This window comes from Streptomyces sp. OfavH-34-F (genome assembly GCF_022347745.1).
Classification (GTDB): Bacteria; Actinomycetota; Actinomycetes; order Streptomycetales; family Streptomycetaceae; genus Streptomyces.
In genome coordinates this window covers 1-26,343 of record NZ_JAKRGC010000063.1, presented here as the reverse complement: position 1 = coordinate 26,343, position 26,343 = coordinate 1, and the positions used below count along the sequence as shown (strand labels likewise).

At 73.9% G+C, this 26,343-nt stretch carries 22 protein-coding genes and 1 pseudogene; 18 read left to right on the top strand and 5 right to left on the bottom strand.

What is annotated here, in order from left to right:
• Positions 1-589, top strand: a pseudogene (locus MHW47_RS12875) (PAS domain S-box protein); the annotation flags it as partial.
• 64 nt (positions 590-653) lie between these two features.
• A complete protein-coding gene (locus tag MHW47_RS12870) occupies positions 654-1,745 on the top strand; it encodes a glutamate--cysteine ligase (RefSeq protein ID WP_239223022.1) in 1,092 nt (363 codons plus the stop codon).
• A 16-nt stretch (positions 1,746-1,761) separates the two neighbouring features.
• Here the strand turns inward: MHW47_RS12870 and MHW47_RS12865 are convergent, their stop codons facing one another.
• Positions 1,762-3,240 carry an aminotransferase class I/II-fold pyridoxal phosphate-dependent enzyme gene (locus MHW47_RS12865; protein WP_239223021.1) on the bottom strand — a complete coding sequence of 493 codons (1,479 nt, stop codon included), beginning with the start codon at positions 3,238-3,240 and terminating at the stop codon, positions 1,762-1,764.
• A gap of 51 nt (positions 3,241-3,291) precedes the next feature.
• Entirely contained in the window at positions 3,292-4,179 is an 888-nt protein-coding gene (locus MHW47_RS12860; protein WP_239223020.1) for an SDR family oxidoreductase, read from the bottom strand.
• Between the two features lie 341 nt (positions 4,180-4,520).
• Here MHW47_RS12860 and MHW47_RS12855 point away from each other — a divergent pair, with 341 nt between their 5' ends.
• The 6 genes from MHW47_RS12855 to MHW47_RS12830 all read left to right on the top strand — a co-directional run bounded on the left by MHW47_RS12855 (position 4,521) and on the right by MHW47_RS12830 (position 9,399).
• Complete coding sequence (locus MHW47_RS12855) at positions 4,521-4,700, top strand: hypothetical protein (protein WP_239223019.1); 180 nt, start codon at positions 4,521-4,523, stop codon at positions 4,698-4,700.
• A gap of 53 nt (positions 4,701-4,753) precedes the next feature.
• Complete coding sequence (locus MHW47_RS12850; RefSeq protein ID WP_239223018.1) at positions 4,754-5,944, top strand: alcohol dehydrogenase catalytic domain-containing protein; 1,191 nt, start codon at positions 4,754-4,756, stop codon at positions 5,942-5,944.
• Positions 5,945-5,998: 54 nt separating this feature from the next.
• The gene (locus MHW47_RS12845; RefSeq protein ID WP_239223017.1) at positions 5,999-7,036 is read left to right on the top strand and encodes an NAD-dependent epimerase/dehydratase family protein; all 1,038 of its coding nucleotides are present in this window, start codon (positions 5,999-6,001) and stop codon (positions 7,034-7,036) included.
• A gap of 101 nt (positions 7,037-7,137) precedes the next feature.
• Entirely contained in the window at positions 7,138-7,674 is a 537-nt protein-coding gene (locus MHW47_RS12840) for a cysteine hydrolase family protein (RefSeq protein ID WP_239223016.1), read from the top strand.
• 34 nt (positions 7,675-7,708) lie between these two features.
• Entirely contained in the window at positions 7,709-8,377 is a 669-nt protein-coding gene (locus MHW47_RS12835; RefSeq protein WP_239223015.1) for an HAD family hydrolase, read from the top strand.
• A gap of 56 nt (positions 8,378-8,433) precedes the next feature.
• Positions 8,434-9,399 (top strand): LLM class F420-dependent oxidoreductase, encoded by a 966-nt coding sequence (locus MHW47_RS12830; protein ID WP_239223014.1) that lies wholly within the window; start codon positions 8,434-8,436, stop codon positions 9,397-9,399.
• 69 nt (positions 9,400-9,468) lie between these two features.
• On the opposite strand, the gene MHW47_RS12825 is transcribed toward MHW47_RS12830, so the two are convergent.
• Both MHW47_RS12825 and MHW47_RS12820 read right to left on the bottom strand, forming a co-directional pair.
• Positions 9,469-10,011, bottom strand: coding sequence for a DUF6328 family protein (locus MHW47_RS12825; RefSeq protein ID WP_239223013.1), 543 nt, complete (start codon positions 10,009-10,011; stop codon positions 9,469-9,471).
• 88 nt (positions 10,012-10,099) lie between these two features.
• Positions 10,100-10,426, bottom strand: coding sequence for a plasmid stabilization protein (locus MHW47_RS12820; RefSeq protein ID WP_239223023.1), 327 nt, complete (start codon positions 10,424-10,426; stop codon positions 10,100-10,102).
• A gap of 280 nt (positions 10,427-10,706) precedes the next feature.
• On the opposite strand from MHW47_RS12820, the gene MHW47_RS12815 reads away from it, so the two are divergent.
• The 7 genes from MHW47_RS12815 (at position 10,707) to MHW47_RS12785 (ending at position 21,336) form a co-directional block, all read left to right on the top strand.
• Complete coding sequence (locus MHW47_RS12815) at positions 10,707-13,811, top strand: FAD-binding and (Fe-S)-binding domain-containing protein (protein ID WP_239223012.1); 3,105 nt, start codon at positions 10,707-10,709, stop codon at positions 13,809-13,811.
• Positions 13,812-13,822: 11 nt separating this feature from the next.
• Positions 13,823-15,628: a thiamine pyrophosphate-requiring protein gene (locus MHW47_RS12810; RefSeq protein ID WP_239223011.1), complete on the top strand. Its 1,806-nt coding sequence runs from the start codon at positions 13,823-13,825 to the stop codon at positions 15,626-15,628.
• On the top strand, positions 15,625-16,752 hold the full coding sequence (locus tag MHW47_RS12805; RefSeq protein ID WP_239223010.1) for an enolase C-terminal domain-like protein: 1,128 nt from the start codon (positions 15,625-15,627) through the stop codon (positions 16,750-16,752). Before MHW47_RS12810 ends, MHW47_RS12805 begins: the two co-directional genes overlap by 4 nt.
• Before the next feature lie 25 nt (positions 16,753-16,777).
• Positions 16,778-18,565, top strand: coding sequence for a glycoside hydrolase family 15 protein (locus MHW47_RS12800; RefSeq protein WP_239223009.1), 1,788 nt, complete (start codon positions 16,778-16,780; stop codon positions 18,563-18,565).
• Entirely contained in the window at positions 18,562-19,578 is a 1,017-nt protein-coding gene (locus tag MHW47_RS12795) for an SDR family oxidoreductase (RefSeq protein WP_239223008.1), read from the top strand. Before MHW47_RS12800 ends, MHW47_RS12795 begins: the two co-directional genes overlap by 4 nt.
• 80 nt (positions 19,579-19,658) lie before the next feature.
• Positions 19,659-20,270 (top strand): endonuclease, encoded by a 612-nt coding sequence (locus MHW47_RS12790; RefSeq protein ID WP_239223007.1) that lies wholly within the window; start codon positions 19,659-19,661, stop codon positions 20,268-20,270.
• A gap of 196 nt (positions 20,271-20,466) precedes the next feature.
• A complete protein-coding gene (locus MHW47_RS12785) occupies positions 20,467-21,336 on the top strand; it encodes a DUF4157 domain-containing protein (protein WP_239223006.1) in 870 nt (289 codons plus the stop codon).
• 51 nt (positions 21,337-21,387) lie between these two features.
• Here the strand turns inward: MHW47_RS12785 and MHW47_RS12780 are convergent, their stop codons facing one another.
• Positions 21,388-22,728: a hypothetical protein gene (locus MHW47_RS12780; RefSeq protein WP_239223005.1), complete on the bottom strand. Its 1,341-nt coding sequence runs from the start codon at positions 22,726-22,728 to the stop codon at positions 21,388-21,390.
• Positions 22,729-22,939: 211 nt separating this feature from the next.
• Between MHW47_RS12780 and MHW47_RS12775 the strand changes: the two genes are divergently transcribed.
• From MHW47_RS12775 to MHW47_RS12765, 3 genes are all read left to right on the top strand, one after another.
• Positions 22,940-23,566 (top strand): response regulator transcription factor, encoded by a 627-nt coding sequence (locus MHW47_RS12775; protein ID WP_239223003.1) that lies wholly within the window; start codon positions 22,940-22,942, stop codon positions 23,564-23,566.
• A gap of 165 nt (positions 23,567-23,731) precedes the next feature.
• Positions 23,732-25,792, top strand: coding sequence for an HYR domain-containing protein (locus MHW47_RS12770; protein WP_239223001.1), 2,061 nt, complete (start codon positions 23,732-23,734; stop codon positions 25,790-25,792).
• Between the two features lie 16 nt (positions 25,793-25,808).
• Positions 25,809-26,343: DUF4255 domain-containing protein (locus tag MHW47_RS12765; RefSeq protein WP_239223000.1), on the top strand; the 535-nt coding region annotated here is incomplete at its 3' end.

The window sequence follows — 26,343 nt, the reverse complement described above, 5'->3', positions numbered from 1 at the left end:
CGCCACCGTCGTCCGCCGGGCCGAGCTGACCGACCTCCTGGACCGCGCCGCCCGCGCGCTGCTGGCCGGCGACGACCCGGTGGTGACGCTCGCCGGGGCCGCCGGATTGCTGCGCGACGGGCTCGCCGACTGGGCGCTGCTCGACCTGGGGCCTCCGGCGCAGCCCGTTCGGGTGGCGGTGCACGGCCCCCCGGAGCCGGACGACACCGGTCTGGAGAAGGCGTTCCTGCGCCAGGACCCGCGCGACTGCCCGGCGGCCGCCGAGGCCATGGCCCGGGGCACGGCGGTGGTCGAGCAGGCGGCGGACGATCTGGCGAGGCTCGGCGCGGACGAGGACGGCACGCCGCTGATGGTCCGGGCCGACGTCGCCGCGCTGCTCTCCGTGGCCCTGGTCGCGCCCGACGGTACGACGGTGCTGGGCGCGCTCACCCTGCTGCGGACCGGGGCCGGGGAGCCGTTCCCGCTGCTGGAGGCGTGCGGCGCCGAGATCGCGGCCGGGCACATGGCCGTTGTCGCCGCGCGAAATGGTGTCCCCGGGCGGGGATGCCCGCGCCCGGAGGTGGCACACGGCGATGTGGGGGAGGGTTGACACGACCCTCCCGCGAACCTGCGGGGTGAGCCGAGAGCCCCGCCGATCGAGCATGGAGGACACGATGGTGCGGACTGTGGGTGTCGAGGAGGAGCTGCTGCTCGTCGACGAGCAGAGCGGCGACCCCCGCGCGCTCTCGACGGCCGTCCTGGCCCTCGCGGAGCGGCGCGCCGAAGGCGACTCCGTCTTCGAACAGGAGCTGCACCGCCAGCAGGTGGAGTTCGCCACCGAACCGCGGAGCGACATGAGGGAACTCGCCGACGAGATCCTGCGCTGGCGCGCGGAGGCGGCCCACAGCGCCGCCGGGGCCGGCGGAGCGGTCGTCGCCCTCGCCACCGCCCCGCTGCCCGTCAGTCCCTCCATCGGCGACGGCGAACGCTATCGGTGGCTGGCCGACACCTACGGGCTGACCACCCAGGAACAGCTCACCTGCGGATGCCATGTGCACGTCTCCGTGGAGTCGGACGAGGAGGGCGTCGCCGTCCTGGACCGCATCCGGCCCTGGCTCGCCGTCCTGCTCGCCCTCAGCGCCAACTCGCCGTTCTGGCAGGGCCAGGACACCACGTACAGCAGCTACCGCAGCCGGGTGTGGGGGCGCTGGCCCTCGTCCGGGCCGGTGGAGATCTTCGGTTCCGCGCGCCGCTACCACGACGAGGTCCGGGCACTCGTGGACACCGGAGTCCTGCGCGACAAGGGGATGATCTACTTCGACGCCCGGCTCTCCCACCGGTACCCCACCGTCGAGATCAGGGTCGCCGACGTGTGCCTGGACCCCGCCGACGCCGTGCTGCTCGCCACCCTGGCCCGCGCCCTGGTGGAGACGGCGGCCCGCGCCTGGCGGGCGGGCGAGCCGCCCGAGCCGTACGGGGTGGGGCTGCTGCGCATGGCGGCCTGGCAGGCCGGCCGCTCCGGCGTGGAGGGGCCGCTGCTGCATCCGGCGACCATGCGCCCCGTACCCGGGCCGGAGGCGGTCCGTGCCCTGCTCGCCCAGGTGCGCGACGCGCTGGAGGACAGCGGCGACCTGCGGGCGGCCACGGAGGGCGTCGAGCGGGTGCTGGAGCGGGGGACCGGGGCCCGCTTCCAGCGCGACGCGCTCGCCCGGACCGGAAGCCTGCGCGACACGGTCGCCGAGTGCGTCGCCCGGACGCGCGGCTGAGCGGCCCGCCCGGCGGTCAGCCGGCCTCGTCGGCGCACACCCGTACGGTGTGCAGCTCCGGGTCCGCCGGGTCCGGCAGGTTCATCCCCGCCTCCAGACCGGTCAGCAGATAGCGCACCACGGGCCGGGTCAGCCGTTCGCCGGGCAGCACCACCGGGATGCCCGGCGGATACGGCGTGATCATCTCGGCGGCGACCCGGCCCACGGCCCGCTCCACCGGCACGTCCTCGGTCACGGTGAAGTAGGCGTCGCGGGGGAGCACCGCCTGCTCCATCCTCAGCTCGGCCGGCGACGGCACGGCGACCTCGGGGCCGCGCGGCAGCGAGGGCGCCTGCCGGGCCAGGTCGCGCAGCGCGGTCATGAGCCGTTTCGTCGTCTCCGCGTCGTCGGCGTGGGTGAGCTGGGCGCTGATACGCCGGTGGTCCATCAGGTGCGTGTCCAGGTGGTGGTGCTCGCGCAGCCAGTCCGCCGCCCGGTAGCCGGAGACGCCGAGTTCCGCGATGTCGATGAGCACCGGCAGCGGGTCGAACTCGGAGCCGGCGCCCGGACCGCAGAAGTCGTCCCGGTCGTTGACGTGCATCCCGTCGATCGACTCGATCTCCTCGCGCACGGACGCGGCGAGGTCCAGCGCGCGCGACATCAGCGCATGCCCCTCCCGCACCATCTGCCGCCGCCAGCCGTCCATCCCGGCGTACAGCAGGACGGACGGGCTGGTCGTGCCCAGCAGGTCCGCCCGCGAGGCCAGCGTGTCGTGGTCGATCAGGTCGCCCCGCAGGTGGAACACCGAGCCCTGCTCCAGGCCGCTGCCCATCTTGTGGATGCTGGTGACGCAGACGTCCGCGCCCGCGTCCATCGCCCAGGTCGGCAGGTCCGGGTGGAACGGCAGGTGCGCGCCCCACGCCTCGTCCACGACGAGCGGACGGCCGCGCCGGTGGCAGCCCTCGGCGATGGCCCGCAGATCCGCCGCGACCCCGTACGGCGTGGGGCTGGTGACCAGGGCGCCCCGCGCGTCCGGATGCTCGTCGAAGGCCCGCTCGTACGCCTCGGCGGACGGCGGATGCGCGAGGTGGCGTGCGGTGTCCCACTGCGGTTCGACCCAGACCGGCCGGATGCCGGACAGGATCAGGCCCGAGATGACCGCCTTGTGCGCGTCCCGCCCCACCAGGAGCTTCTGGCCGTGCGCGGCGACGCTCAGCATCGCCGCCTTGACCGACAGGGAACTGCCGCACGTCGAGAAGAACGCGTGCTCGGCGTGGACCGCGTCGGCCATCAGCTCCTCGGCCCGCTGCAGCACGTTCGACTTCATCCGCCGGTCGTCGAGCCCGCCGCTGGCCAGCACGTCACCGAGGAACACGGCGTCGCCGAGCACCTCCCTGACCTCCGGCGCGGCGCCCCGCGCCTGCTTGTGGCCGGGGGGAGTGAACCCCAGCTCGCCCCGCTGCCGGTAGGCGGCCAGGGCATCCAGAACAGGTGCTTCCTCATGATTCTTCGCCATACCTACCGCCTTTCCCGGCTGCCCGGATCGATCCGCCCCGCACCCCGGGGATTACGGAAGCGGGGTGCCGCCGGTCGCGTTCACGATCTCCCCGGTGATGAAACTCGCCCGGTCGGATGCCAGGAACACATAGGCCGGAGCCATCTCGGCCGGCTGCGCGGGGCGCCCCAGCGGGCTCTGCTTCCCGAACTCCCGGGTGTCGGGCAGCGTCGCCGGAATCAGCGGCGTCCACACCGGACCGGGCGCCACGGCGTTCACCCGGATGCCGTCGGACGCCAGCATCTGCGCCAGGCCGTGGGTGAAGGTCACGATCGCGCCCTTCGTCATCGCGTAGTCCAGCAGGTGCGGGCTCGGCTGGTACGCCTGAACCGACGTGGTGTTGATGATCGATCCGCCGGCCGGGATGTGCGGCAGCGCCATCTTGCACAGCCAGAACATCCCGTACAGGTTGGTGCGCAGCACCCGGTCGAACTGCTCCGTGGAGATCGCGGCGATGCCCTCGGGCTGGGCCATCTGGTACGCGGCGTTGTTGACGAGGACGTCGATGCGCCCGAACTCCTGCACCGCGCTGCCGATCAGGGCCCGGCACTGCTTCTCGTCGCGGATGTCGCACGCCTCGGTCAGCGCCCGCCGGCCCGCCTCCTCGACCAGGCGGGCCGTCTCCCGCGCCTCGTCCTCCTCGGGGCCGAGATGCGTGATCAGCACGTCGGCCCCCTCCCGGGCGAAGGCCAGCGCCACGGCCCGGCCGATCCCGGAGTCGCCCCCGGTGATGACGGCCTTGCGGCCCTCCAGGAGCCCGTGGCCCCGGTAGGAGTCCTCACCGTGGTCGGGCGGCGGGTCCATGGGCCCGGTCCAGCCGGGGTGCTGCTGCTCCTGCTGCGGGAAGTCGGGCTTCGGGAAGCGTTCGGTGGGGTCCTGGCCCGGTGCGGACTCGGTCATGGGATCTTCCTCCGTAACTGATCGCGGAATGGGTACGGCGGGGCCCCGCCGTCGATCCTGGGCGCTCCCGGGGCGGCCCGCGACTCGGAGTCCGCTGGACGGCGCTGCGGCTGTGGTCCCAACCGGCAGCGCCTGCTCCCGCGTACGCCGGGAGCCTGGCCAGGCGGGTACCCGGACCGGGCGCCGCCATGCGGGAACGGCCGGCCGTTCCCGTACCGGCACCCCACCGCACCAGCGACCGAATCCGGCATTCCGGTTGAACCCGCGTTCTGTGGGAACCCGGCCCACGGAACGACCGGGCGGGCCACCACCGCACGACGACCGGGAGGAACCGAGCAGACATGGGACGGCATGCCGAAATCGTCCGCGCCCTGGCCATGCGGGCGAAGGGGGCGAAACTCAGGTCGGACGGCGCGGCGCTGGGCGACGACGCCCTGAAGGCGGAGGGGCGCCGGCGCGAGACCGCCGGACGGATCGCCCAGGCCGAAGCGAAGGCGGCACGGCGCACGGCCCGCCACTGAACCGGCGGCGCGACCGCGACCCGGCCCCCCACCCGACAGCGAGGAGACCACTCATGCGTGCACTGACCTGGCAGGGAAAGCGAGACGTCCGCGTCGAGACCGTTCCCGATCCGGTCATCCAGGACCCGACCGACATCATCATCCGGGTCACCTCCACGGGCATCTGCGGATCGGACCTCCATCTGTACGAAGTCCTCGGGCCCTACCTCGACCCCGGCGACATCCTGGGCCACGAGGCGATGGGCGTCGTCGAGGTCACCGGCCCCGAGGTGACCGCCGTGGCCCGCGGCGACCGGGTCGTCATCCCGTTCAACGTCTCCTGCGGCACCTGCTTCATGTGCGACCAGGGCCTCCACTCCCAGTGCGAGACCACCCAGGTGAAGGAGTACGGCACCGGCGCCTCCCTCTTCGGCTACACCAAGCTGTACGGGCAGGTGCCCGGCGGGCAGGCCGAACTGCTGCGGGTGCCGTTCGGCAACACCCTGCCCATCGCGGTGCCCGAAGGGCCGCCGGACGACCGCTTCGTCTACCTGTCGGACGTGCTGCCCACCGCCTGGCAGGCCGTCGAGTACGCCGCGATCCCGCCCGGCGGCAGCGTGACCGTCCTCGGGCTCGGGCCGATCGGCGACATGGCGGCCCGGATCGCCCTCCACCGGGGCGCCGGCCTGGTCATCGGCGTGGACCTCGTCCCCGAACGCCTCGCCCGCTCCGCCGCGCGCGGCGTCCAGGTCCTCGACCTCGGCCGCTACGGCAAGGACCTGCCGCAGGCCGTCCGCGACCTCACCGGCGGACGCGGCACCGACGCGGTCATCGACGCCGTGGGCATGGAGGCGCACGCGACCGGCGCCCCGATCGGCAAGGCCGGCCACTGGGCGGTCGGGCTGCTGCCCGACGCGGCCGCCCGCCCCCTCATGGAACGCGCCGGCATCGACCGCCTCTCCGCCCTCCTCACCGGCATCGACGTCGTGCGCAGGGGCGGCACCGTCTCCGTCTCCGGCGTCTACGGCGGCGCCGTGGACCCGATGCCCCTGCTCAAGATGTTCGACAAGCAGATCCAGCTGCGCATGGGGCAGGCGAACGTGAAGCGCTGGGTGCCCGACATCCTCCCGCTGCTCGGGGACGACGACCCGCTGGGCGTCGACGGCTTCGCCACCCACCACCTGCCGCTGGAGGACGCGCCGAAGGCGTACGAGACGTTCCAGGCGAAGGCCGACGGCATGGTCAAGACGCTCCTGCGGCCCTGAACCCGGCGCACACCGCCCGGGCCCGGGAGCAGCGGCGCAACCGAAGGAGACAGCGTGAACGCATCACCACGGCCGCGCGTCGTCGTCACGGGCGCGACCGGCAACGTCGGCACGAGCCTCGTCCGCGCCCTCGCGCAGGACCCGGACGTCGGCTCGGTCCTGGGACTGGCCCGCCGGCTGCCCGACCTCACCCTGCCCGGCGTCGAGTGGGGGCGGGTGGACCTCTCCCGCCCCGACAGCACCGGCAGGCTCGCATCCCTGTTCGCCGGCGCCGACGCCGTCGTCCACCTGGCCTGGCGCTTCCAGCCCACCCACGACCCGGTCGTCACCTGGCGCAGCAACGTCGAGGGCACCCTGCGGGTCATCGAGGCCGTCCGCACGGCGGGCGTCCCCGCGCTGATCCACGCCTCCTCCGTGGGCGCCTACTCGCCGGGCCCCAAGCGGGAGCCGGGCGTCGACGAGCGCTGGCCGACCCACGGCTGGCCCGACGCGGCGTACTGCCGGGAGAAGGCCTATCTGGAACGGGTCCTGGACACCTTCGAACTGCGCCATCCGCAGATCCGGGTGGTACGGATGCGGCCCGGATTCCTGTTCAAGGAGACCGCCGCACCCGAACAGCGGCGCATCTTCGGCGGCAAGTACCTCCCCGGCGTCCTGATCCGCCCCGACCTGCTGCCCTTCGTGCCTGACCTCGAAGGACTGCGGTTCCAGGTGCTGCACACCGACGACGCGGCGGAGGCGTACCGGCTGGCCGTCCACGGCGACGTGCGCGGCCCCTTCAACCTCGCCGCCGACACCGTTACCGACGCCCGCGCGCTCGGCGAACTCCTCGACGCGCGGGTGGTGCGCGCGCCCGTCCCGCTGGTGCGCGGCGCGCTGGCCACCGCCTGGCACGCACGGGCGGTCCCGGCCTCGCCACACCTCTTCGACGCGGTGCTGCGCCTGCCCGTCATGGACTGCGCACGGGCCCACGAGGAACTCGGGTGGCGGCCCCGCCACTCGGCCTCCGAGGCGCTGGCGGCCTTCCTGCGCGGCGTCGTACGGGGCGAGGGCGAGCCCACCGCGCCACTGGCCGGCAGCCGGTGGAGCTGACGGAGGGGGACGGCCCGCCGTCCGTCGACGGTGCTCCCCGGGGGAGCCGCCCGCGGGCCGCGCGCTCGCCGGTCCGGGCGGGCGGTGCCACCATGACAACCATGTCCCGCAAGGCGCTCATCGTCATCGACATGATCAACCCGTACGACCACGAGGACGCCGAGCTGCTGCTGCCGTCCGCCGAGCGGGCCGTGCCCGTCATCGCCCGCATGCTGAAGGCGGCACGGAACAGCGGCGCGCCCGTGATCTACACCAACGACAACTTCGGCGACTGGCGCTCGCACCACGGGGAGATCGTCGAGACCGCCATGGCCGGCGCCCGCCCCGACCTCGTCGAACCGCTGCTGCCCGACGAGAAGTCGCTGTTCGTCGTCAAGGCCCGGCACTCCATCTTCTACGAGACCCCCCTGCCCTACCTGCTCCACCAACTGGGCGCGGACCACCTCGTGCTGACCGGTCAGGTGACCGAGCAGTGCGTCCTCTACTCCGCGCTGGACGCGCACATCCGCCACATGGACCTGACCATCCCCGAGGACGGCGTCGCCCACATCCACGCCGACCTGGCGGAGGCGGCCCTGCGGATGACCGAACGCAACATGGGCGCCCGCGTGTGCGCCGCCGAGACCATCGATCTGTGACACCGGCGGGCCACGCCGGCGGGAAAGGACCTCCATGACGCGCGCCGCGCTGTTCGACGTGGACGGCACTCTGGTCGACACCAACTACCTCCACGTCACCGCGTGGTGGGAGGCGTTCCGCCAGACCGGGCACACCGTCGCGATGCCCGCGATCCACCGGGCCATCGGCCTCGGCTCGGAGGACCTCGTCGCCCATCTGCTGGGCCCGGGCCGCGACCGGGGCCAGGACGCGGACATCAGCGCCCGGCACTCCACGCTGTACGCCACCCGCTTCGAACAGCTGGCCCCGGTCGAGGGCGCCGCCGACCTGCTGCGCGCCCTCGCCGGCCAGGGCTGGACGATCGTCCTGGCCACCTCCGCGTCCGGCACCGAGCTGGCGGCCCTGCGGCGCGCCCTCGACGCCGACGACGTCATCTCCGGCACGGCCAGCTCCGACGACGTGGACACGGGCAAGCCCGCCCCGGACCCGATCCGCCACGCCCTGGAGATCGCCGGCGCCACCAGCGAGGAGGCCGTGTACATCGGGGACTCCGTCTGGGACATGAAGGCCGCGAGCACGGCCTCGGTGCCCGCCGTCGGGCTGCTGTCGGGCGGCATCCCCGCGACGGACCTGGAGGCGGCCGGAGCCGTCGAGATCCACGACTCCCCGGCCGCCCTCCTGGGCCGCCTCGACACCAGCGTCCTCACCCGGATGCGCTCCTAGGCACCTTCGCGCCCGGCACCACGTTTCGTCCGCCGGGGATCGGTAACCCATCCCATATGGTGCAATTCGGATACACGATGATGACCGAGCAGTCGGGGCCGCGCGCCCTCGTCGCCGATGTGGTGGCGGCCGAGCAGGCGGGCTTCGACTTCTCCGTGACCTCCGACCACTACTTCCCCTGGCTGGCGTCCCAGGGCCACGCCCCGTACGCGTGGAGCGTGCTGGGCGCCGCCGCGCAGGCCACGCAGCGCATCCCGCTGATGACGTACGTGACCTGTCCGACGACCCGCTACCACCCCGCCGTGGTGGCGCAGAAGGCCGCGACGCTGCAACTGCTCTCCGAGGGGCGGTTCCGGCTCGGGCTCGGGTCGGGGGAGAGCCTGAACGAACACGTGGTGGGCGGCGGCTGGCCGGACGCCCGGGTGCGCCTTGACAAGCTGGAGGAGGCCGTGGAGATCATCAAGGCGCTCCTCTCCGGCGGCTACGTCAACCACCACGGCGCCCACTACGACGTGGAGAACGCCAAGCTGTGGGACCTGCCCGACGTGGCCGTCCCCCTCGGGGTCGCCGTCTCGGGCGACCGGTCCTGCGAGATCGCGGGACGGCTGGCGGACCTCGTCATCGCCACCGAGCCCAAGGAGGAACTGCTCACCGACTTCGACCGGCACGGCGGCGGCGGAAAGCCACGCGTGGGACAGCTCCCCGTCTGCTACGACACCGACCGCGACGCGGCGGTGAAACGGGCCCACGACCAGTTCCGCTGGTCCGTCGGCGGCTGGAAGGTCAACTCGGAGCTGCCCGGCCCCTCCGCCTTCGCGCAGGCCACCCAGTACGTCCGGCCCGACGACATGGCCGAGGCGGTGCCCTGCGGCGACGACGTGGGCCGGTTCGTCGAAGCGGTCCGGCCCTTCGTCGACGCGGGGTTCACCGAGGTCGCCCTCGTCCAGATCGGCGGCGACCACCAGAAACCGTTCATCGAATGGGCGCAGGACAAGCTGCTGCCGGCCCTGCGCGCCATGTGACCCGCACACGCCGCACCCCGTGCGCCCCGGCCCGCAGGCCGGAGCACACGGGGTGCGCGATGTGCGGGGTCACTTCCTCCCGGCGGAGGCGGAACGCCCGTTGCTGCCCGACCGGGCCAGCGCCCAGGCCGGGAACACGAACCAGCAGACGAACGACCACAGGGCCATCCCGCCCACCAGCCACAGCGCCAGCTGGTTGTGGAGCGCCACCCGCATGATGAGCAGCAGCGCCGAGCACATCGTGCAGAACAGCAGCACCAGCCCGAGCAGGGTGAGCCGCGAGGCCCACACCACGGTCTGCGGCTTCAGATTGCGGCCGGTCAGCAGCCGGTGGAAGCAGACGGGCCCGATCAGCGCGGCGGCCGTCGCCGACCCCAGGAGCACGGTGACGACATAGATCGTCCGGTCCGCATCGGGCAGCGTCGTGAAACGCGGCTGGAAGACCACCGCCAGCAGGAAGCCGAACAGGATCTGCACACCCGTCTGGGCCACCCGCAACTCCTGGAGCAGCTCCGTCCAGCGCCGGTCCGCCCTCTCCTCGGTCGTCTCGTCACGCCCGCTGCGGGCATCGCTCGCCCCACCGGACCCCCCGCTCACACGTCCCTCGTCCACGTACGGTCTCCCTCCCACATGCCGAAACGTTTGTGCGCGGACCGCACGGCCCGCGCACAAAGGTGCTCTCCGTCCCTGCCCCGGTCGTTCAGCCGTCGACGGCCTTGCGGAGCTGCTCCTTGTTCATCGTGGAGCGGCCCTCGACGTTCTTCTTCCGGGCCTCTTCGTACAGCTGGTCCTTCGTGCGGCCCTGCGCGCCCTTGTGCGAGCGCTCGCCGCCGCGCTGGGAGGCGGACTTGGGGTCGCGCGTGGACGTCCTGCTCGCCGTCTTCGACTCACCGGCACGGGCCCGCTCCTTGTTCACGGTGCGGGCGGCGATCTCCTTGGCGCGCTTCTCGGACGTGCCGCGCTTCTCCGCGCTCTCCTTCACGTGTTCGTACTGGCGCTCACGCTTGGGGCTCGATCCTGCCGGCATGACGCGGTCCTCCTCGCTCTCGTCCTCGGCCCTCGGGGTGTCCATCCGGGTTACCGGGGGGCCACGTCCGAAACATGGCACCGCCCCGGCGGCGGCGCCCACCGGGCCGCGCGGTCGGGTGACGCCGCGCACCGCCCGTACCGCCGCCCGACCGGTTCCGCAGGGCCGATCGGGGCAGCGGGCGCGACGCGCGCACGTGAACCCGCCGACTTCGGGTACCGGGGTTCCTGCGAGCCCCTGGGCCGGCCGGGCCCGCGGCCGGACGACGAGGAGGACCCGGATGACCACGGGAGGTAACGCCCCGGCGGACGGGCAGCGCGGCACCAGCACCGAAGCGGCACCCGACCTGCGGTCCCTCCGCCGCGAACTGGACCGGCGCGTCGACGGCGAGGTCCGCTTCGACGCCGGCAGCCGGGGTGCCTACGCGACCGACGGTTCCAACTACCGCCAGGTCCCCCTCGGCGTCGTGGTGCCCCGCACCGTCGACGCGGGCGCCGAAGCGGTCGCCGTCTGCGCCCGCTACGGCGTACCGGTGCTCTCCCGGGGCGGCGGTACCAGCCTCGCCGGACAGTGCACCAACACCGCCGTGGTCATCGACTGGACGAAGTACTGCCACCGGCTGGTCTCCGTGGACGAGGCCGCCCGCACCTGCGTGGTGGAACCCGGCATCGTGCTCGACGAACTCAACCGGCAGCTGGCGGACCGGGGCCTGCGGTTCGGCCCCAAACCCTCCACGCACAGCCACTGCTCGCTCGGCGGGATGATCGGCAACAACTCCTGCGGCGCCTCCGCCCAGGCGTACGGCAAGACCGTCGACAACGTCCGGCGGCTGGAGATCCTGACCTACGACGGACTGCGCTGCTGGGTCGGCCCCACCTCCGACGCGGAGTACGCGGAGATCGTCGCCGCGGGCGGCCGCCGCGCCGAGGTCTACCAGGGGCTGCGCCGCATCATCGACGCGCACCTGGCCGACGTCCGCCAGGGCTTCCCCGCCATCCCGCGCCGGGTCTCCGGCTACAACCTCGACTCGCTGCTGCCCGAGAAGGGCTTCGACCTGGCCCGCGCCCTCGTCGGCAGCGAGGGCACCCTCGTCACCGTGCTCCGCGCCGAACTCGACCTGGTGCCCGTACCGCCCCACGAGGCGATGCTCGTCCTCGGCTACCCCGACATCTGCGCGGCGGCCGACGACGTGCCCCGCCTGCTGGAACACAGTGCGCCGACCCAGCTGGAGGCGCTGGACGGCCGGATGGCGCAGCTCATGCGCGAGGAGGACAGCCACGTCGCCTCCCTCGCCTCCTTCCCGGAGGGCGACAGCTGGCTGCTCCTCCAGTTCAGCGGCGACACCCAGGAGGGCGTGGACCGGCAGGCACGCGATCTCCTCGACGCGCTCGGCCGCGACGAGGACGACCCCACCGTGACCTTCTCCGACGACCCGCCCCGCGAACGCCGGATGCTCAAGGCGCGCGAGGCCGGACTCGGCGTCACCGCCCGGCCCCCGGACGGCCGGGAGACCTGGGAGGGCTGGGAGGACTCCGCCGTACCGCCCGAACGGCTCGGCGACTACCTGCGCGACCTGAAGAAGCTGTTCGCCGAGTTCGACTACGACCACCCCTCCCTCTACGGCCACTTCGGCCAGGGCTGCGTGCACACCCGTATCCCCTTCGAGCTCAAGACCGCCGACGGCGTCGACTCCTTCCGGCGGTTCCTGTTCCGGGCCGCCGACCTCGTCGCCTCCTACGGCGGCTCGCTCTCCGGCGAGCACGGCGACGGGCAGTCGCGCGCGGAGCTGCTGCCCCGCATGTACGGGGAACGGCTCGTCGCCGCGTTCGGCGAGGTCAAGGCCCTCCTGGACCCGGACGACCGGATGAACCCCGGCAAGGTCGTCGCCCCGTACCGCACCGACGAGAACCTGCGGCTCGGCCCGCACTGGCGGCCCGCGGACGACGCGACCCACTTCCACTACCCGGACGACGAGGGCTCCTTCAACCGGGCCGTGATGCGCTGCGTCGGCATCGGCAACTGCCGCTCCCACCGCGGCGGCGTGATGTGCCCCTCCTACCGGGCGACCGGTGAGGAGGAGCACTCCACCCGGGGCCGGGCCCGGCTCCTGTTCGAAATGCTCGGCGGGCACCGCGACACCCCCGTCACCGACGGCTGGCGCTCCACCGAGGTCCGCGACGCGCTCGACCTCTGCCTGGCCTGCAAGGGCTGCAAGTCCGACTGCCCGGTGGGCGTGGACATGGCCACGTACAAGTCCGAGTTCCTGGCGCACCACTACGCGGGGCGGCTGCGGCCCAGCGCCCACTACTCGCTGGGCTGGCTGCCCCTGTGGGCGTGGCTCGCCCGGATCGCCCCGCGCCCGGTCAACGCGGTGCTCGACGCGCCCGGCCTCCGGCGCGTCGCCAAGCGGCTCGCCGGGATCGCCGCCGAGCGGCAGCCGCCCGCCTTCGCCGAGGAGACGTTCGTCCAGTGGTGGCGGGCGCGCGGCCGCCCCGAGCCCGACCCGGCCGACCCCCGCGCCGTGGTGCTGTGGCCCGACACCTTCACCAGCTCCTTCCACCCCGGCATCGCCCGCGCGGCGGTCCGGGTCCTGGAGGGCGCCGGGTTCCGGGTCGCCGTCCCGGAGCGCGCCGTGTGCTGCGGGCTCACCTGGATCTCCACCGGCCAGCCCGCCACCGCCAAGAAGGTGCTGCGCCGGACCGCCGACGTGCTGCGGCCGTGGCTGGAGGCGGGCACCCCGATCGTCGGCCTGGAACCGTCGTGCACCGCCGTCTTCCGCTCCGACGCGCCCGAACTCATGCCGCACGACCAGGACATCCAGCGCCTCGCCGGACAGTTCCGCACCTTCGCCGAACTCCTCGTCAACGACGCCCCCGACGACTGGCGGCCACCCGTCCTCACCCGCCGGGCCACCGTGCAGACACACTGCCACCAGCACGCCGTCACGAAGTTCGACGCCGACCGCGAACTCATGCGCCGGGCCGGACTGGACGCCGAGGTCCTGGACGAGGGCTGCTGCGGACTCGCCGGCAACTTCGGCTTCGAACGCGGCCACTACGACCTGTCCATGGACATCGGGGAGCAGGGCGTCCTGCCCGCCGTCCGGGGCGCCGCGCCCGACGCCCTGGTCGTCGCCGACGGATTCAGCTGCCGTACGCAGATCGAGCAGGGCGCCACCGGCCGCCGCGCCATGCACCTGGCCGAGGCACTCGCGCTCGCCCTCGACGGACCGCTGCCGGCCGACCACCCCGAGAAGGCCACCGCCCGGCCCGCCCGCCCGGCCCCGGCCGCACGCCGCCTGGTCACGGGCGCCCTCCTCACGGCACTCGGCACGGCCGCGTACACCGCCCTGCGCCGCATCCGCAGCACGACGCACCACCGATAGGAGAAGAGAACATGGCGACCAAGGTCTCCGACTACATCCTGCAGCGCCTGCGCGAGTGGGACGTCGACCACGTCTTCGCCTACGCCGGCGACGGGATCAACGGACTGCTCGCCGCCTGGGGGCGCGCGGAGAACCGGCCGAAGTTCATCCAGGCCCGGCACGAGGAGATGGCCGCGTTCGAGGCCGTCGGCTACGCGAAGTTCTCCGGCAAGGCCGGCGTCTGCGCCGCCACCTCGGGCCCCGGCGCGATCCACCTCCTCAACGGCCTGTACGACGCCAAGCTCGACCACGTACCCGTCGTCGCGATCGTCGGCCAGACCAACCGCAGCGCCATGGGCGGCTCCTACCAGCAGGAGGTGGACCTGCTCAGCCTCTACAAGGACGTCGCCTCCGAGTTCTGCGAGATGGTCACCGTCCCCGAACAGCTGCCCAACGTCATCGACCGGGCCATGCGCACCGCGTACGCCAAGCGCACCGTCACCGCCGTCATCGTCCCGGCCGACGTCCAGGAACTCGACTACGCGCCGCCCACCCACGCGTTCAAGATGGTCCCCTCCAGCCTCGGCGCCAGCGGCTACGCGCCCGTCCCCGCCGAGGACGACCTCGCCCGCGCCGCCGAGGTGCTCAACGACGGCGAGAAGGTCGCGATCCTCGTCGGCCAGGGCGCCCGCGGCGCACGCGCCGAGGTCGAACGGCTGGCCGAGGTGCTGGGCGCGGGCGTCGCCAAGGCGCTGCTCGGCAAGGACGTCCTGCCCGACGACCTGCCGTACGTGACCGGCTCCATCGGGCTCCTCGGCACCCGCCCCAGCTACGAGCTGATGCAGGGCTGCGACACCCTGCTCGTCGTCGGCTCCAGCTTCCCGTACACCCAGTTCCTGCCCGAACTCGACCAGGCCCGCGCGGTACAGATCGACATCGACCCCTTCATGATCGGACTGCGCTACCCGTTCGAGGTCAACCTCATCGGCGACGCCCGCGCCACGCTCGACGCCCTGCTGCCGCGCCTCAAGCGCAAGAAGCACGGCTCCTGGCGCAAGAAGATCGAGAAGGACACCGCCAAGTGGTGGGAGGTCATGCGCCGCCGCGCCGCCGTCGAAGCCGACCCGGTCAACCCCGAGTACGTCGTCCACGCGCTCGACGCCCTCCTCCCGGACAACGCCATCGTGGCCGCCGACTCCGGCTCCTCCGCCAACTGGTACGCCCGCCACCTCCGCTTCCGGGGCTCGATGCGCGGCTCCCTGTCCGGCACGCTCGCCACCATGGGCCCCGGCGTGCCGTACGCCATCGGCGCCAAGTTCGCCCACCCCGACCGGCCCGCCATCGCCCTCGTCGGGGACGGCGCGATGCAGATGAACGGCATGGCCGAGCTGATCACCGTCGCCAAGTTCTGGCAGGAGTGGGACGACCCCCGCCTGATCGTCGCCGTCCTCAACAACGAGGACCTCAACCAGGTCACCTGGGAGATGCGCGCCATGTCCGGCGCCCCGCAGTTCCTGCCCTCCCAGTCGCTGCCCGACGTCCGCTACGCCGACTTCGCCCGCTCCGTCGGCCTGGACGGCCTGCGCGTCGAGAAGCCCGAACAGGTCGAGGGCGCCTGGCACCGCGCCCTGGCCTGCGACCGGCCCTTCGTCATCGACTTCCGCACCGACCCCGCCGTCCCGCCCATCCCGCCGCACGCCAGCCTCGACCAGATCGAGGCCGCCGCCACCGCGATCCTCAAGGGCGACAGCGACCGCGCCGACGTGGTGCGCCAGGGCTTCAAGGCCAAGGTCCAGGAGATCCTGCCCGGCCATCACGAAGGGCGTTCGGGCAAGTGACCCCGCGCCCCGGCGGTGCGGACGCCCCCCTGGTCGACCGGGTCGAGACGGCCGTGTACACCGTGCCCACCGACGCCCCGGAGGGCGACGGCACCCTGGCCTGGGACGAGACCACCCTCGTCCTGGTCACGGCGGTCTCCGGCCGGACCCGCGGCCTCGGCCACACCTACGGGGCGCCCGCCACCGCCGCGGTCGTCGACCAGCTCCTCGCCGGAGTCGTCACGGGCCGCAGCGCCTGGGACGTACCCGCCGCCAACGAGGCCATGAGCCGGGCCGTCCGCAACGCCGGCCGCCCCGGCCTCGTCGCCCAGGCGCTGTCCGCCGTGGACATCGCCCTCTGGGACCTCAAGGCCCGCCTGCTCGACCTGCCGCTGACCCGGCTCCTCGGCGCCACCGACCCGGAGGTCCCCGTCTACGGCAGCGGCGGCTTCACCCCGTACGACGACGCCCGGCAGGACCGGCAACTGCGCGACTGGGCGCAGACCCTCGGCATCCCCCGCGTCAAGATCAAGATCGGCGGGCGCCGGGGCCGCGAGGACCACCGCGACCTGCACCGGATCGCCGCCGCCCGCCGCAGCATCGGCGACACCACCGAGCTGTACGTGGACGCCAACGGCGCCTACACCCGCAAACAGGCCGTCCGCGTGGCCCGGGCCTTCGAGGAGCACGGCGTCACCTGGTACGAGGAACCCGTCTCCTCCGACGACCCCGCCGGGCTCGCCCAGGTCAAGGCCGCCACCACGGCCGACGTCGCCGCCGGCGAGTACGGCTACACCCTGCCGTACTTCTGGCACATGGTCACCGCCGGCGCCGTCGACTGCCTCCAGGCCGACGCCACCCGCTGCGGCGGCATCACCGGCTGGCTGCGCGCCGCCGCGCTCGCCGAAGCCGCCGGACTCGACATCTCCGGACACTGCGCCCCGCACGTCCACGCCCACGCCGCGGCGGCCGTCCCCAACCTCCGCCACCTGGAGTGGTTCCACGACCACGTCCGCGTCGAGGACATGCTCTTCGACGGGGTGCTCGACCCGGCCGGCGGCACCGTACGCTCCGGCGCCTCGGGCGCGCCCGGACACGGACTCGAACCGCGCCCCGGCGCCGCGGAACGCTACCGCGTCCGGTGACCGGCCCGACCGCACGAGGAGGCGCATGACCCGCCCCGACCCGCACCCCGGCCCGCCGCCGCACGTCCTGCGCGAGTACGCCCTGATCGCCGACGGGGAACGCGGCGCGCTCGTCGGCCCCCAGGGCGACATCGCCTGGCTGTGCGCGCCGCGCTGGGACTCCGGCGCGGTCTTCGCCTCCCTCATCGGCGGCGCCGGCCACTACACCCTCACCCCGCGCGCCCGCTTCGTCTGGGGCGGCTTCTACGAACCGGGCACCCTCATCTGGCGCAACCGCTGGGTCACCGCGGACGGCGTCATCGAATGCCGCGAGGCGCTGGCCTTCCCCGGCGACCCGGGCCGCGCCGTCCTGCTGCGCCGCGTCCGCGCCGTGGAGGGCGACGCGCGGGTGACCGTGGCCCTGGAACCGTACGCCGAGTACGGCGCCCGGCCGCCGCGCGACGTACGGCACGAACGGCCCGGCGTCTGGACCGGCCGCAGCGGCCCCCTCCACTGGCGCTGGACCGGCGCCGCCGACGCCCGCCCCGGAGGCGACGGCCGCCGCACCACCGGACTGACGGCGGAGCTGACCGTACCGGCGGGCGGCCACCACGACCTCGTCCTCGAACTCTCCGCTGACCGGCCCGGAAGGGAGCCGGTGGACGCCGACCGGGCCTGGCACGCCACCCAGGACGCCTGGGCCCGCGCCGCCCAGCCGCTGCCCGACTGCCTCGCCCCCGACGACACCCGCCACGCCCACACCGTCCTGCGCGGACTCACCAGCGCCTCCGGTGGCATGGTCGCCGCCGCCACCACCAGCCTCCCCGAACGCGCCGAGGCCGGCCGCAACTACGACTACCGCTACGTGTGGATGCGCGACCAGTGCTACGCCGGACAGGCCGCCGCCGCGGCCGGGGCGCACCGGCTCACCGACGACGCCGTACGCTTCGTCGCCGCCCGGCTCCACGAGGACGGCCCCCGCCTCTCCCCCGCCTACACCGTCACCGGCGGCCCCGTACCCGACCAGGAGACGCTGCCGCTGCCCGGCTACCCCGGCGGCGGCGACCGGATCGGCAACCACGTCAACCGGCAGTTCCAGCTCGACGCCTTCGGCGAGGCCCTGCTCCTGTTCGCCGCCGCCGCCCGAGCCGGCCGGCTCGGACCCGACGGCCGGCGCGCCGCGGACATCGCCGTGGCCGCCATCGAGGCCCGCCACCACGAACCCGACGCCGGCATCTGGGAGCTGGACGCCCGGACCTGGACCCACAGCCGCCTCATCTGCGCGGCCGGGCTGCGCGCCATGGCCGCGAGCGTCCCCTGCCCCCAGGCCGCCTCCTGGGCCGGGCTCGCGGACACCCTGACCGCCCGGACCGCCGCCACCAGCACCCATCCGACCGGCCGCTGGCAGTGCGCCCCCGACGACCCCGGACTCGACGCCGCCCTGCTGCTGCCCGCCGTCCGGGGCGGCATCGGCGCCCGCGACCCGCGGACCGTCCGCACCCTGGACGCCTACCGGGCCGAACTGACCCACGACCACTACGCGTACCGCTTCCGGCACGACGAACGGCCGCTGGCCGAGGCCGAGGGCGCCTTCCTGTTCTGCGGCCACCTCATGGCCCTGGCCGAGCACCAGCAGGGCAACGAGCGGGAGGCGGTGCGCTGGTTCGAACGCAACCGGGCGGCCTGCGGACCGCCGGGCCTGTTCACCGAGGAGTACGACATCGGCCAGCGCCAGTTGCGCGGCAACCTCCCCCAGGCCTTCGTGCACGCGCTGATGCTCGAAACCTCCGTCCGTCTCGCCGCACCGGCCCCCAGCGAAGGAGAAGAAACATGAGCCAGAGCGTCGTCATCACAGGAGCGAGCGCCGGAATCGGCCGCGCGGCCGCCCGCGCCTTCGGTGCCCGCGGGGCCGATGTGACCCTGCTGGCCCGGGGCCGGGCCGGACTCGCCGCGGCCGCCCGGGAGGTGGAGGCGGCCGGCGGACGCGCCCACGTGGTCCCCACCGACGTCGCCGACCACCGCGCGGTCCAGGCCGCGGCGGACGAGGCCGTGGACACCTTCGGCCGCATCGACGTCTGGGTCAACGTCGGCTTCTCCTCCGTCTTCGCCCCCTTCACCGCGATCGAACCGGAGGAGTACGAACGCGTCACCCACGTCACCTACCTCGGCTTCGTCAACGGCACCCGCGCCGCGCTGAAGCACATGCTCCCGCGCGACGCCGGAACCGTCGTCCAGGTCGGGTCGGCACTCGGCGAGCGGTCCATCCCGCTCCAGTCCGCCTACTGCGGCGCCAAGCACGCCATCAACGGATTCACCTCCTCGCTGCGCACCGAGCTGCTGCACGAGGGCAGCAACGTCCGCGTCACGGTCGTGCAGATGCCGGCCGTGAACACCCCGCAGTTCTCCTGGGTGCTGTCCCGGATGCGCGGCCGGCCGCAGCCCGTGCCCCCGATCTACCAGCCGGAGGTCGCCGCCGACGCCGTCCTGTACGCCGCCGACCACCCCGGCCGCAAGCAGTACTACGTGGGCTCCAGCACCGTCGCCACCCTCGTCGCCAACAAGTTCGCCGCCGGCCTTCTCGACCGCTACCTCGCCCGTACCGGTTTCGACTCCCAGCAGACCGACGAGTCCGGCGACAGCCCCGAACACAACCTGTGGCACCCCGTGGACGACGCCACCGACCACGGGGCGCACGGCACCTTCGACCGGCAGTCCCACCGGCGCGACCCGCAGCTGTGGGCCTCCCGGCATCCGACCCTCACCGCGGCCCTGGCGGCCGGAGCCGTCTCCGGCGCGGCCCTGGGCCTGCGCGCGGCCCTGGGCCTGCGCGCGGCCCGGGGCCGGTGAACGGCCGCGACGGCCCGCAACACCCCCGCCCTCGGCCGCCCCGGCGCAGTCCGCTTCCCCGACCCACCACGGAGGCCACCATGTCCACCGCGACGACCGTGCGCAGACTCCTGGACGAGCACGGCCGGACCTACGCCGACGAGGCCGGCATCCGGCTCCGCGACACCCCCATGCCGCTCCACCAACTGCTCACGCTGTGCGTGCTCCTCTCCGTCCGGATCAAGGCCGACATCGCCGTGGCCGCCGCCCGCGAACTCTTCGCCGCCGGCCTGCGCACCCCCCGCGCGATGGCGGACGCCACCTGGCAGGAGCGCGTGGACGCCCTGGGCCGCGCCCACTACCGGCGCTACGACGAGAGCACGTCCACCGCCCTCGGCGACGGCGCCCGGCTCTCCCTCGACCGCTACCGCGGCGACCTGCGCCGCCTCCGCGAGGAAGCCGGGGGAGACCCGGAACGGCTGCGCGAGCTGCTGCGCGAGTTCCCCCGGATCGGACCCGTGGGCGCCGACATCTTCAGCCGCGAGGCCCAGGGGCTGTGGCCCGAACTGCGCCCCGCCTTCGACCGGCGCGCCCAGGACGCCGCCGAACGGCTCGGACTGCCCCGATCCCCGGACGCGCTCGCCGGCCTCGTCCGCGACCAGGACCTGCCCCGGCTCGCCGCCGCGCTGGTCCGCGTCGCACTCTCCGGCTGAACCGCCCGGCCGCCCCCGTACGCCGGAGGCCGTCCGTACCGCCCCGCTGCCCGAAAAGGCATCCCGCCGTGCCCCGCGCCCAACGGGTGCCGGGCTGGACGCTGCGGCGGGGCGTCCCCCAGGGTGGAGGGCCGGGAGGAGCGGGCGGTCCACCGCTGACCGAGCGGCGCGGGCCCGCCCCGTGCGGTCAGGGGAGATGACGGTGAACGCACTGGACCACGACCACGAGCACGACCCCGAACGGGACCACCACACCCCGCTCCGGGACACCGACGACGTCTACGCGCGCCCCGCGCCCGGACACGCGCACGACACCACCGCCCCCGGCCCCGCCGGACCCGGCGCGCACCATCTCTTCCGGGCCGCCGCCACCGGCCGCGCCGACGTGGTGGGCACCGCCGGGATGGGCGCCCTCCAGCGCACGGTCGGCAACGCGGCGCTGGGCCCGGTGATCCAGCGCGCCCGGTCCGCCGCGCCCGAGGAGGCCGAGGGGGCCGAGGAGGCCGCCGCGCCCCGCTCGCCCGTGCACGACGTCGTCGGGTCCGGCGGCGGAACCCCGCTGGACCCCGAGACCCGGGTGGACATGGAGAGCCGGATGGGCGCCGACTTCTCGGACGTACGCATCCACAACGACGCCGCCGCCCACGAATCCGCGAAGGGCGTCGGCGCGCACGCCTACACCGTGGGCAACGACGTCGTCTTCCAGCGCGACGCCTACGATCCCTCGTCGCCCCAGGGCCGGACGACGCTGGCGCACGAGCTGACCCATGTCATCCAGCAGCGCAGCGGACCCGTCGAGGGCACCGAGGCGCCCGGCGGCATCCGGGTCAGCGACCCGTCGGACCGCTTCGAACGCGAGGCGGTCGCCAACGCCGACCGGGTCCTCTCCGACCCGGCACCGGCCACCGCGACCCCCGCCGGAGCCACCGCGTCCCCGGCCGCCCCCGCCGTCCAGCGCGCGGCCACCGAGGACGAGGACGAGCAGCCCGCCGACGTCCAGGGCTCCTTCGTCCAGCGCGCCGAGGAGAAGAACCCGGAGGAGGAAGAGGAGGCCCCGCCGGCCTGACCGCGGCCGGCGGGACCGGACGTCGCCGACGCCCCGTCAGCCGGCGCCCTGTCAGCCGGCGTCGGCGTCGCGCATCGTGCCGCCGAGGAACATCGACTCCGCGCACCGCGCGGGCGCCTGCGCGCCCACCGGCTTGCCCACCTTGCGGCAGTCGATCGTCATCGTGACCTTGCCGCCCGCCGGCACCAGGATCGGCGTCACGAAGTGGTAGTCGGAGTCACGGAAGTTCTCCAGGCCCAGGCTCAGCACCCGGGTCTCCCGGCCGGCCGTGACGACCAGCGTCCCGGCGTCGCCCTGCGGGTTCTGGACGACGATGTCGGTCAGCTGGAACACCTTCCCGGCCGGCACCGTGAGCGCGGTCCCGGCGTTCGGGCCGCCGCCGAGCGAGTCCTGCACCCTGACCTGCGCGCTCGTCGGCGTGGCCGCCTCCGTGGCGGCGTCCCCGTCGGCCGCCGCCGAAGGACTCGGCCGGCCCGAGGGCTTCGCCCCGCCGCCGCCCGACCCCGTACCGGCGGAATCGCCGCCGCCCCCGCCGGAGCCGCCCGGCCCGCCCTGTTCCGGGGTCTTGCTCGGGTCGGCCGCCGCGGCGGACCGCACCGCCTCCGGCGTGATCGCCTCGCGCGCCGCCGACTTCACCGCCGGACGCAGCAGCGCGTACCAGAGGCCGACCAGCGCGAGCACCAGCACGGCCGCCGTGATCAGGGCGCGGGGCAGCCAGCGGGGCAGCAGCGGCTCCTGCTCGTACGCGCCGTCGACCAGCACCGGCTCCACCGGGTCCTGGCCCTCGGCGACCTCGGTCGCGGCGAACACCTGGAACGGGTGCGTGACCGGCGTACCGCGCCACATCCGCTTGACCGGGCGCACCCTCAGCCTCGCGAACTCCGCCCGGCCCGGCTCCACCCGCAGCTCCTGCGCGGCGAACTCCACGCGCGCCCGCTCGCTGCCGGGCTGCGCGCCCAGACGGACCGTCACCGGCGTGTTGCCCCGGTTGTCCACCGCCAGCTGGTGGCGTCCGGCACGGGCGCCGTGCGAGTTGCGCGGGACCAGCTCGGCCGTCGTCCCGGTGAACGGCAGCACCGTCACCCGGCCCTCGGGCACCACCGTCCCACCCGGCTCACCGGTCGGCACCACCCTGACCCCGAACGGTGTCTCCCCGGCCGGCACCGTCGAGTCCCGGGGCGGGCGCAGCATCAGCGACACCGTCCCCGAGTCGCCCGGATACAGCGACAGGGCGGCCGGTTCCACCGCCGCCCACGCGGCACACGCGCCGACCACCTCGAAGCGGTACTCCTCGACGGTCGTCCCGGAGTTGCGGACCTGGAGCGGGACGGCCGTCTCCTCGCCCGGTACGGCGCTGACGGTGGACGCGTCGAGGCTTGCGGTGAGACTCATACGCGGACCGTAAGGTCGCCCCCGAGGACGTACATCGGCCGCGAAGGAACACTTTCGGGCACATTGGCTGCCCCGGCCATACTGTGTGGTTTCCTCCTCAACAAAGGCGGGAATCTTCTGTCCGCCTCATCACCGGTGGGGTACACGAACACGGCTGTGAGGCGTGTGCAAGAAGAGAGCTTCCGGCCGTTTCCCAGGGGGGAGCACGGACATGGAGCGCACCACCGTCGCGTTACGGGCCCAGGACCCGATCTCGCAAGCGGGCGTGGCCAGCCAGTTGCGGACGCGGCCCGAAGTGAACGTCGTCGACTGGGAGGAGGCCGGAACCTCGCCCGACGTGGTCGTCATGGTCGTGGACGCGGTGGACGAGGACGTCCTGACGACCCTGCGCCACATCCAGCGCACCACCGACTCGCGCGCGGTGCTCGTCACCACCGACATCGACGAACAGAAGCTGGTCAGCGCCGCCGAGTGCGGGGTCGTCGGCGTCATCAGGCGCGCCGAGTCCACCTCCGAACACCTGGTGCACGTCATCGAGACGGTCGCCCGCGGCGAAGGGCACCTGCCCTCCGACCTCCTCGGCCGCCTCCTGGCGGAGGTCGGCCGCCTCCAGGGCCAGGTCCTCGCCCCGCGCGGCCTGCACTTCACCGGGCTCGCCGCCCGCGAGGTGGACGTCCTGCGCCTGGTCGCCGAGGGCTACGACACCGCCGACATCGCCACCAAGCTGGCCTACTCCGAACGCACCATCAAGAACGTCCTGCACTCCGTCATGACCCGGCTGCAACTGCGCAACCGCTCCCACGCGGTGGCGTACGCGATGCGCCAGGGCCTGATCTGAGCCACGGTCCGCCCCCGGCCGGGCCCGCGCGGCCGCCCCTGCCCCAAAGGGCAGCGGGCGCTACCCGCCGAATGGGCTGACCTCCCGCTGCGCACCGGACGCACGCGAGGGACCGTGTGGGCGCGGTTCGACCGGTGGGAGGTCCGGGTGCGGGGGAGCGAAGCGGTGCGGTGGACACGGCCGGCGGGACGCCCACGCGGACCGGCCGGTGCGCGACGGTCGGCGGCGCTCGCCCTCCTGCTGCTGGCCACCGCGCTCGTGCCCGCGTCGGGCGCGTCCGGCGCCGCCCCCGCCGCGCCCGCGCCCCCGGACCCGTGGGTGACGCCGGCGACCCTGCACGCCTCACTCGACCCGGGCGACTCCACGGGAGTCGACAAGTCGGTTCGTACCCCGGCCGTCCCGCCGAAACCGGAGGTCGTCCTGCTGGTGGACGGCACCGGGAGCATGGACGTGCCCATCGCCAGCGTGCAGCAGAACCTTCCCGACATCACCGAGAAGGTCCTCGCCGCCCAGCCCGAGTCCCGGTTCGCCGTCGCCACCTTCGGAGACCAGCAGGTCGATCCCGGCGCCGGATTCAAGGTCCTCCAGGGGCTCACGTCCGACCTCGACAAGGTGCAGGACGGCGTGGACGCGCTGACGACGGACCTCGGCGCGTTCAGCAAGGGCCCCTCCGAGGACTGGATCAACGCACTGTGGCAGATCGCCGACGGAGCCGGCGGCGAGACCGTCTTCCGCGAGGGCTCCAACCCGGTGGTCGTCCTCGTCAGCGACGCCTCCAGCCACTCGCCGAGCAACGGCCACACCATCGACGACACCATCTTCGCCCTCCAGGACAAAGGCGTCCGGGTCGTCGGCGTGGACGTGGACAGCGACCTGGGCGACGGACTCGACGGCGACGGCGACGCCGGCGTCCCCGGCCAGGTCGAGGACCCGCCGACCACCCCCGGCCAGGCCACCCGCATCATCCGGGCCACCCAGGGACGGCTGCTGGAAGGCATCCAGGGCGACCGGGTCGCCCAGGCCATCGTCGACGGCATGGACAACCTGCCCACCTCCGTCGGCTACCGGCTCGACGCGTGCAGCCCCTTCCTCACCGTCACGCTCGACCCGCCCACTCGACAGCTGACCAGCGGCCAGAGCGCCCACTTCGCCGAAACCGTCGACGTCGCCCCCGACGCCCCGCAGGGCGCCCGGCTCACCTGCACCGTCCAGTTCCTGCTCGGCCCGCAGATCCCCGGCACCGGCACCCTCGCCCCCTCGGTCGCCCCCGACCCCGACTTCCAGCAGAAGATCACGATCGACGTCAACGACATCGACGCCCCCGTCGTCACCCTCGACGACCGCATCGCCCGCGCCGACGACGAGGACGGTACGAGAATCAGCTACCGGGCGACCGCGAAGGACGCCCAGGACGGCCGGCTCCCCGCCGACTGCACCCCCGCGTCCGGCTCCCTCTTCCCGATCGGCTCCACCACCGTCACCTGCACCGCCACCGACAAGGCGGGCAACACCGCCACCGACACGGCCGTCTTCCTGGTACTGGACCCGCCACCGCCGCCGCTCCCCCCGCCCCCCGCCACGGACGTCGCCGTCACGGCCGACGTCAGCCCCGGCCGCACGTACACCGGCCGCGCGGCCCACGCCCGCTTCACCATCACCAACGCGGGCCCGGACACCGCCAGGGACGTCGTCCTCACCACCGGCTGGCCCGAACCCGACCGGGCCAAGGACCGCACCCTGACCTCCCCACGCCGCTGCACCGCCGCCGCCCCCTGCACCATCCCGCCCGGCGGGCGTATCGAGGTGACCCAGACCGCGACCTACCGCACACCCGTCACCGGCGACGTACACGCCACCGTCAGCGGCATGCTCGGCGACCTGCGCCCCGTCAACAACCGTGACACCGACCGGCTGCGCGTCCTCGAACCGTCCCTGACCGTCACCCCGCAGGTCGCCAAACCCGGCCAGCCCGTCATCGCCCGCGGCAAGGACTACCCGCCGGGCGAGACCGTCCGCCTCACCTGGGACACCGGCATCACCGCCGACCGCACCGGCGTCCGGGTGGGCCGCGACGGAACCTTCGAGGTCCAGGTGCTGGTCCTGCGCAAGGACCTCCTCGGCCCCCGCACCCTGCGGGCCGACATCCCCGGACTGCCCCGGCTCCGGAAACCGGTCCTGGTGGTCCAGCGCAACCTCCAGCCACCGGACTTCAAGGGACGCACGTGAGAGGGGCGGACACCAGGTGATCCACGAGGTGGACGACGTACTGCGCGCCCTCATCCGCGCGGAGGCGCTCGGCGGCGGCCAGATCGCGGTCGTCTTCGACGCCCCCACCCGCGAGTGGGCCGCCAAGGTCAACGCCCCCATGGTCAACCTCTACCTGTACGACATCCGCGAGGACATGCGGCGGCGCGAACGCGGCCTGCACAACGAGTACGACGCACGCGGCGCCGTGGTCGCGCGCCGCCGCCCGCCCCGCTACTTCAAACTGTCGTACCTGATCACCGCCTGGACCAAGCGCCCGGAGGACGAACACCGCCTGCTGTCCTCCCTGCTCGGCTGCCTCCTGGCGTACGAGGCCCTGCCCCCGGAACGGCTCACCGGAACGCTCGCCGGCATCGGGGCCGCCGTACCGATGTCCATCGCCCTGCCGCCGCCCGAGGACCGCTCCTTCGCCGACGTGTGGAGCGCGCTCGGCGGCGAACTGAAACCGTCGCTCGACCTCGTGGTCAGCGTGCCCGTGACCGCGTCGCCCACCTACCCGGCGGGCCCGCCGG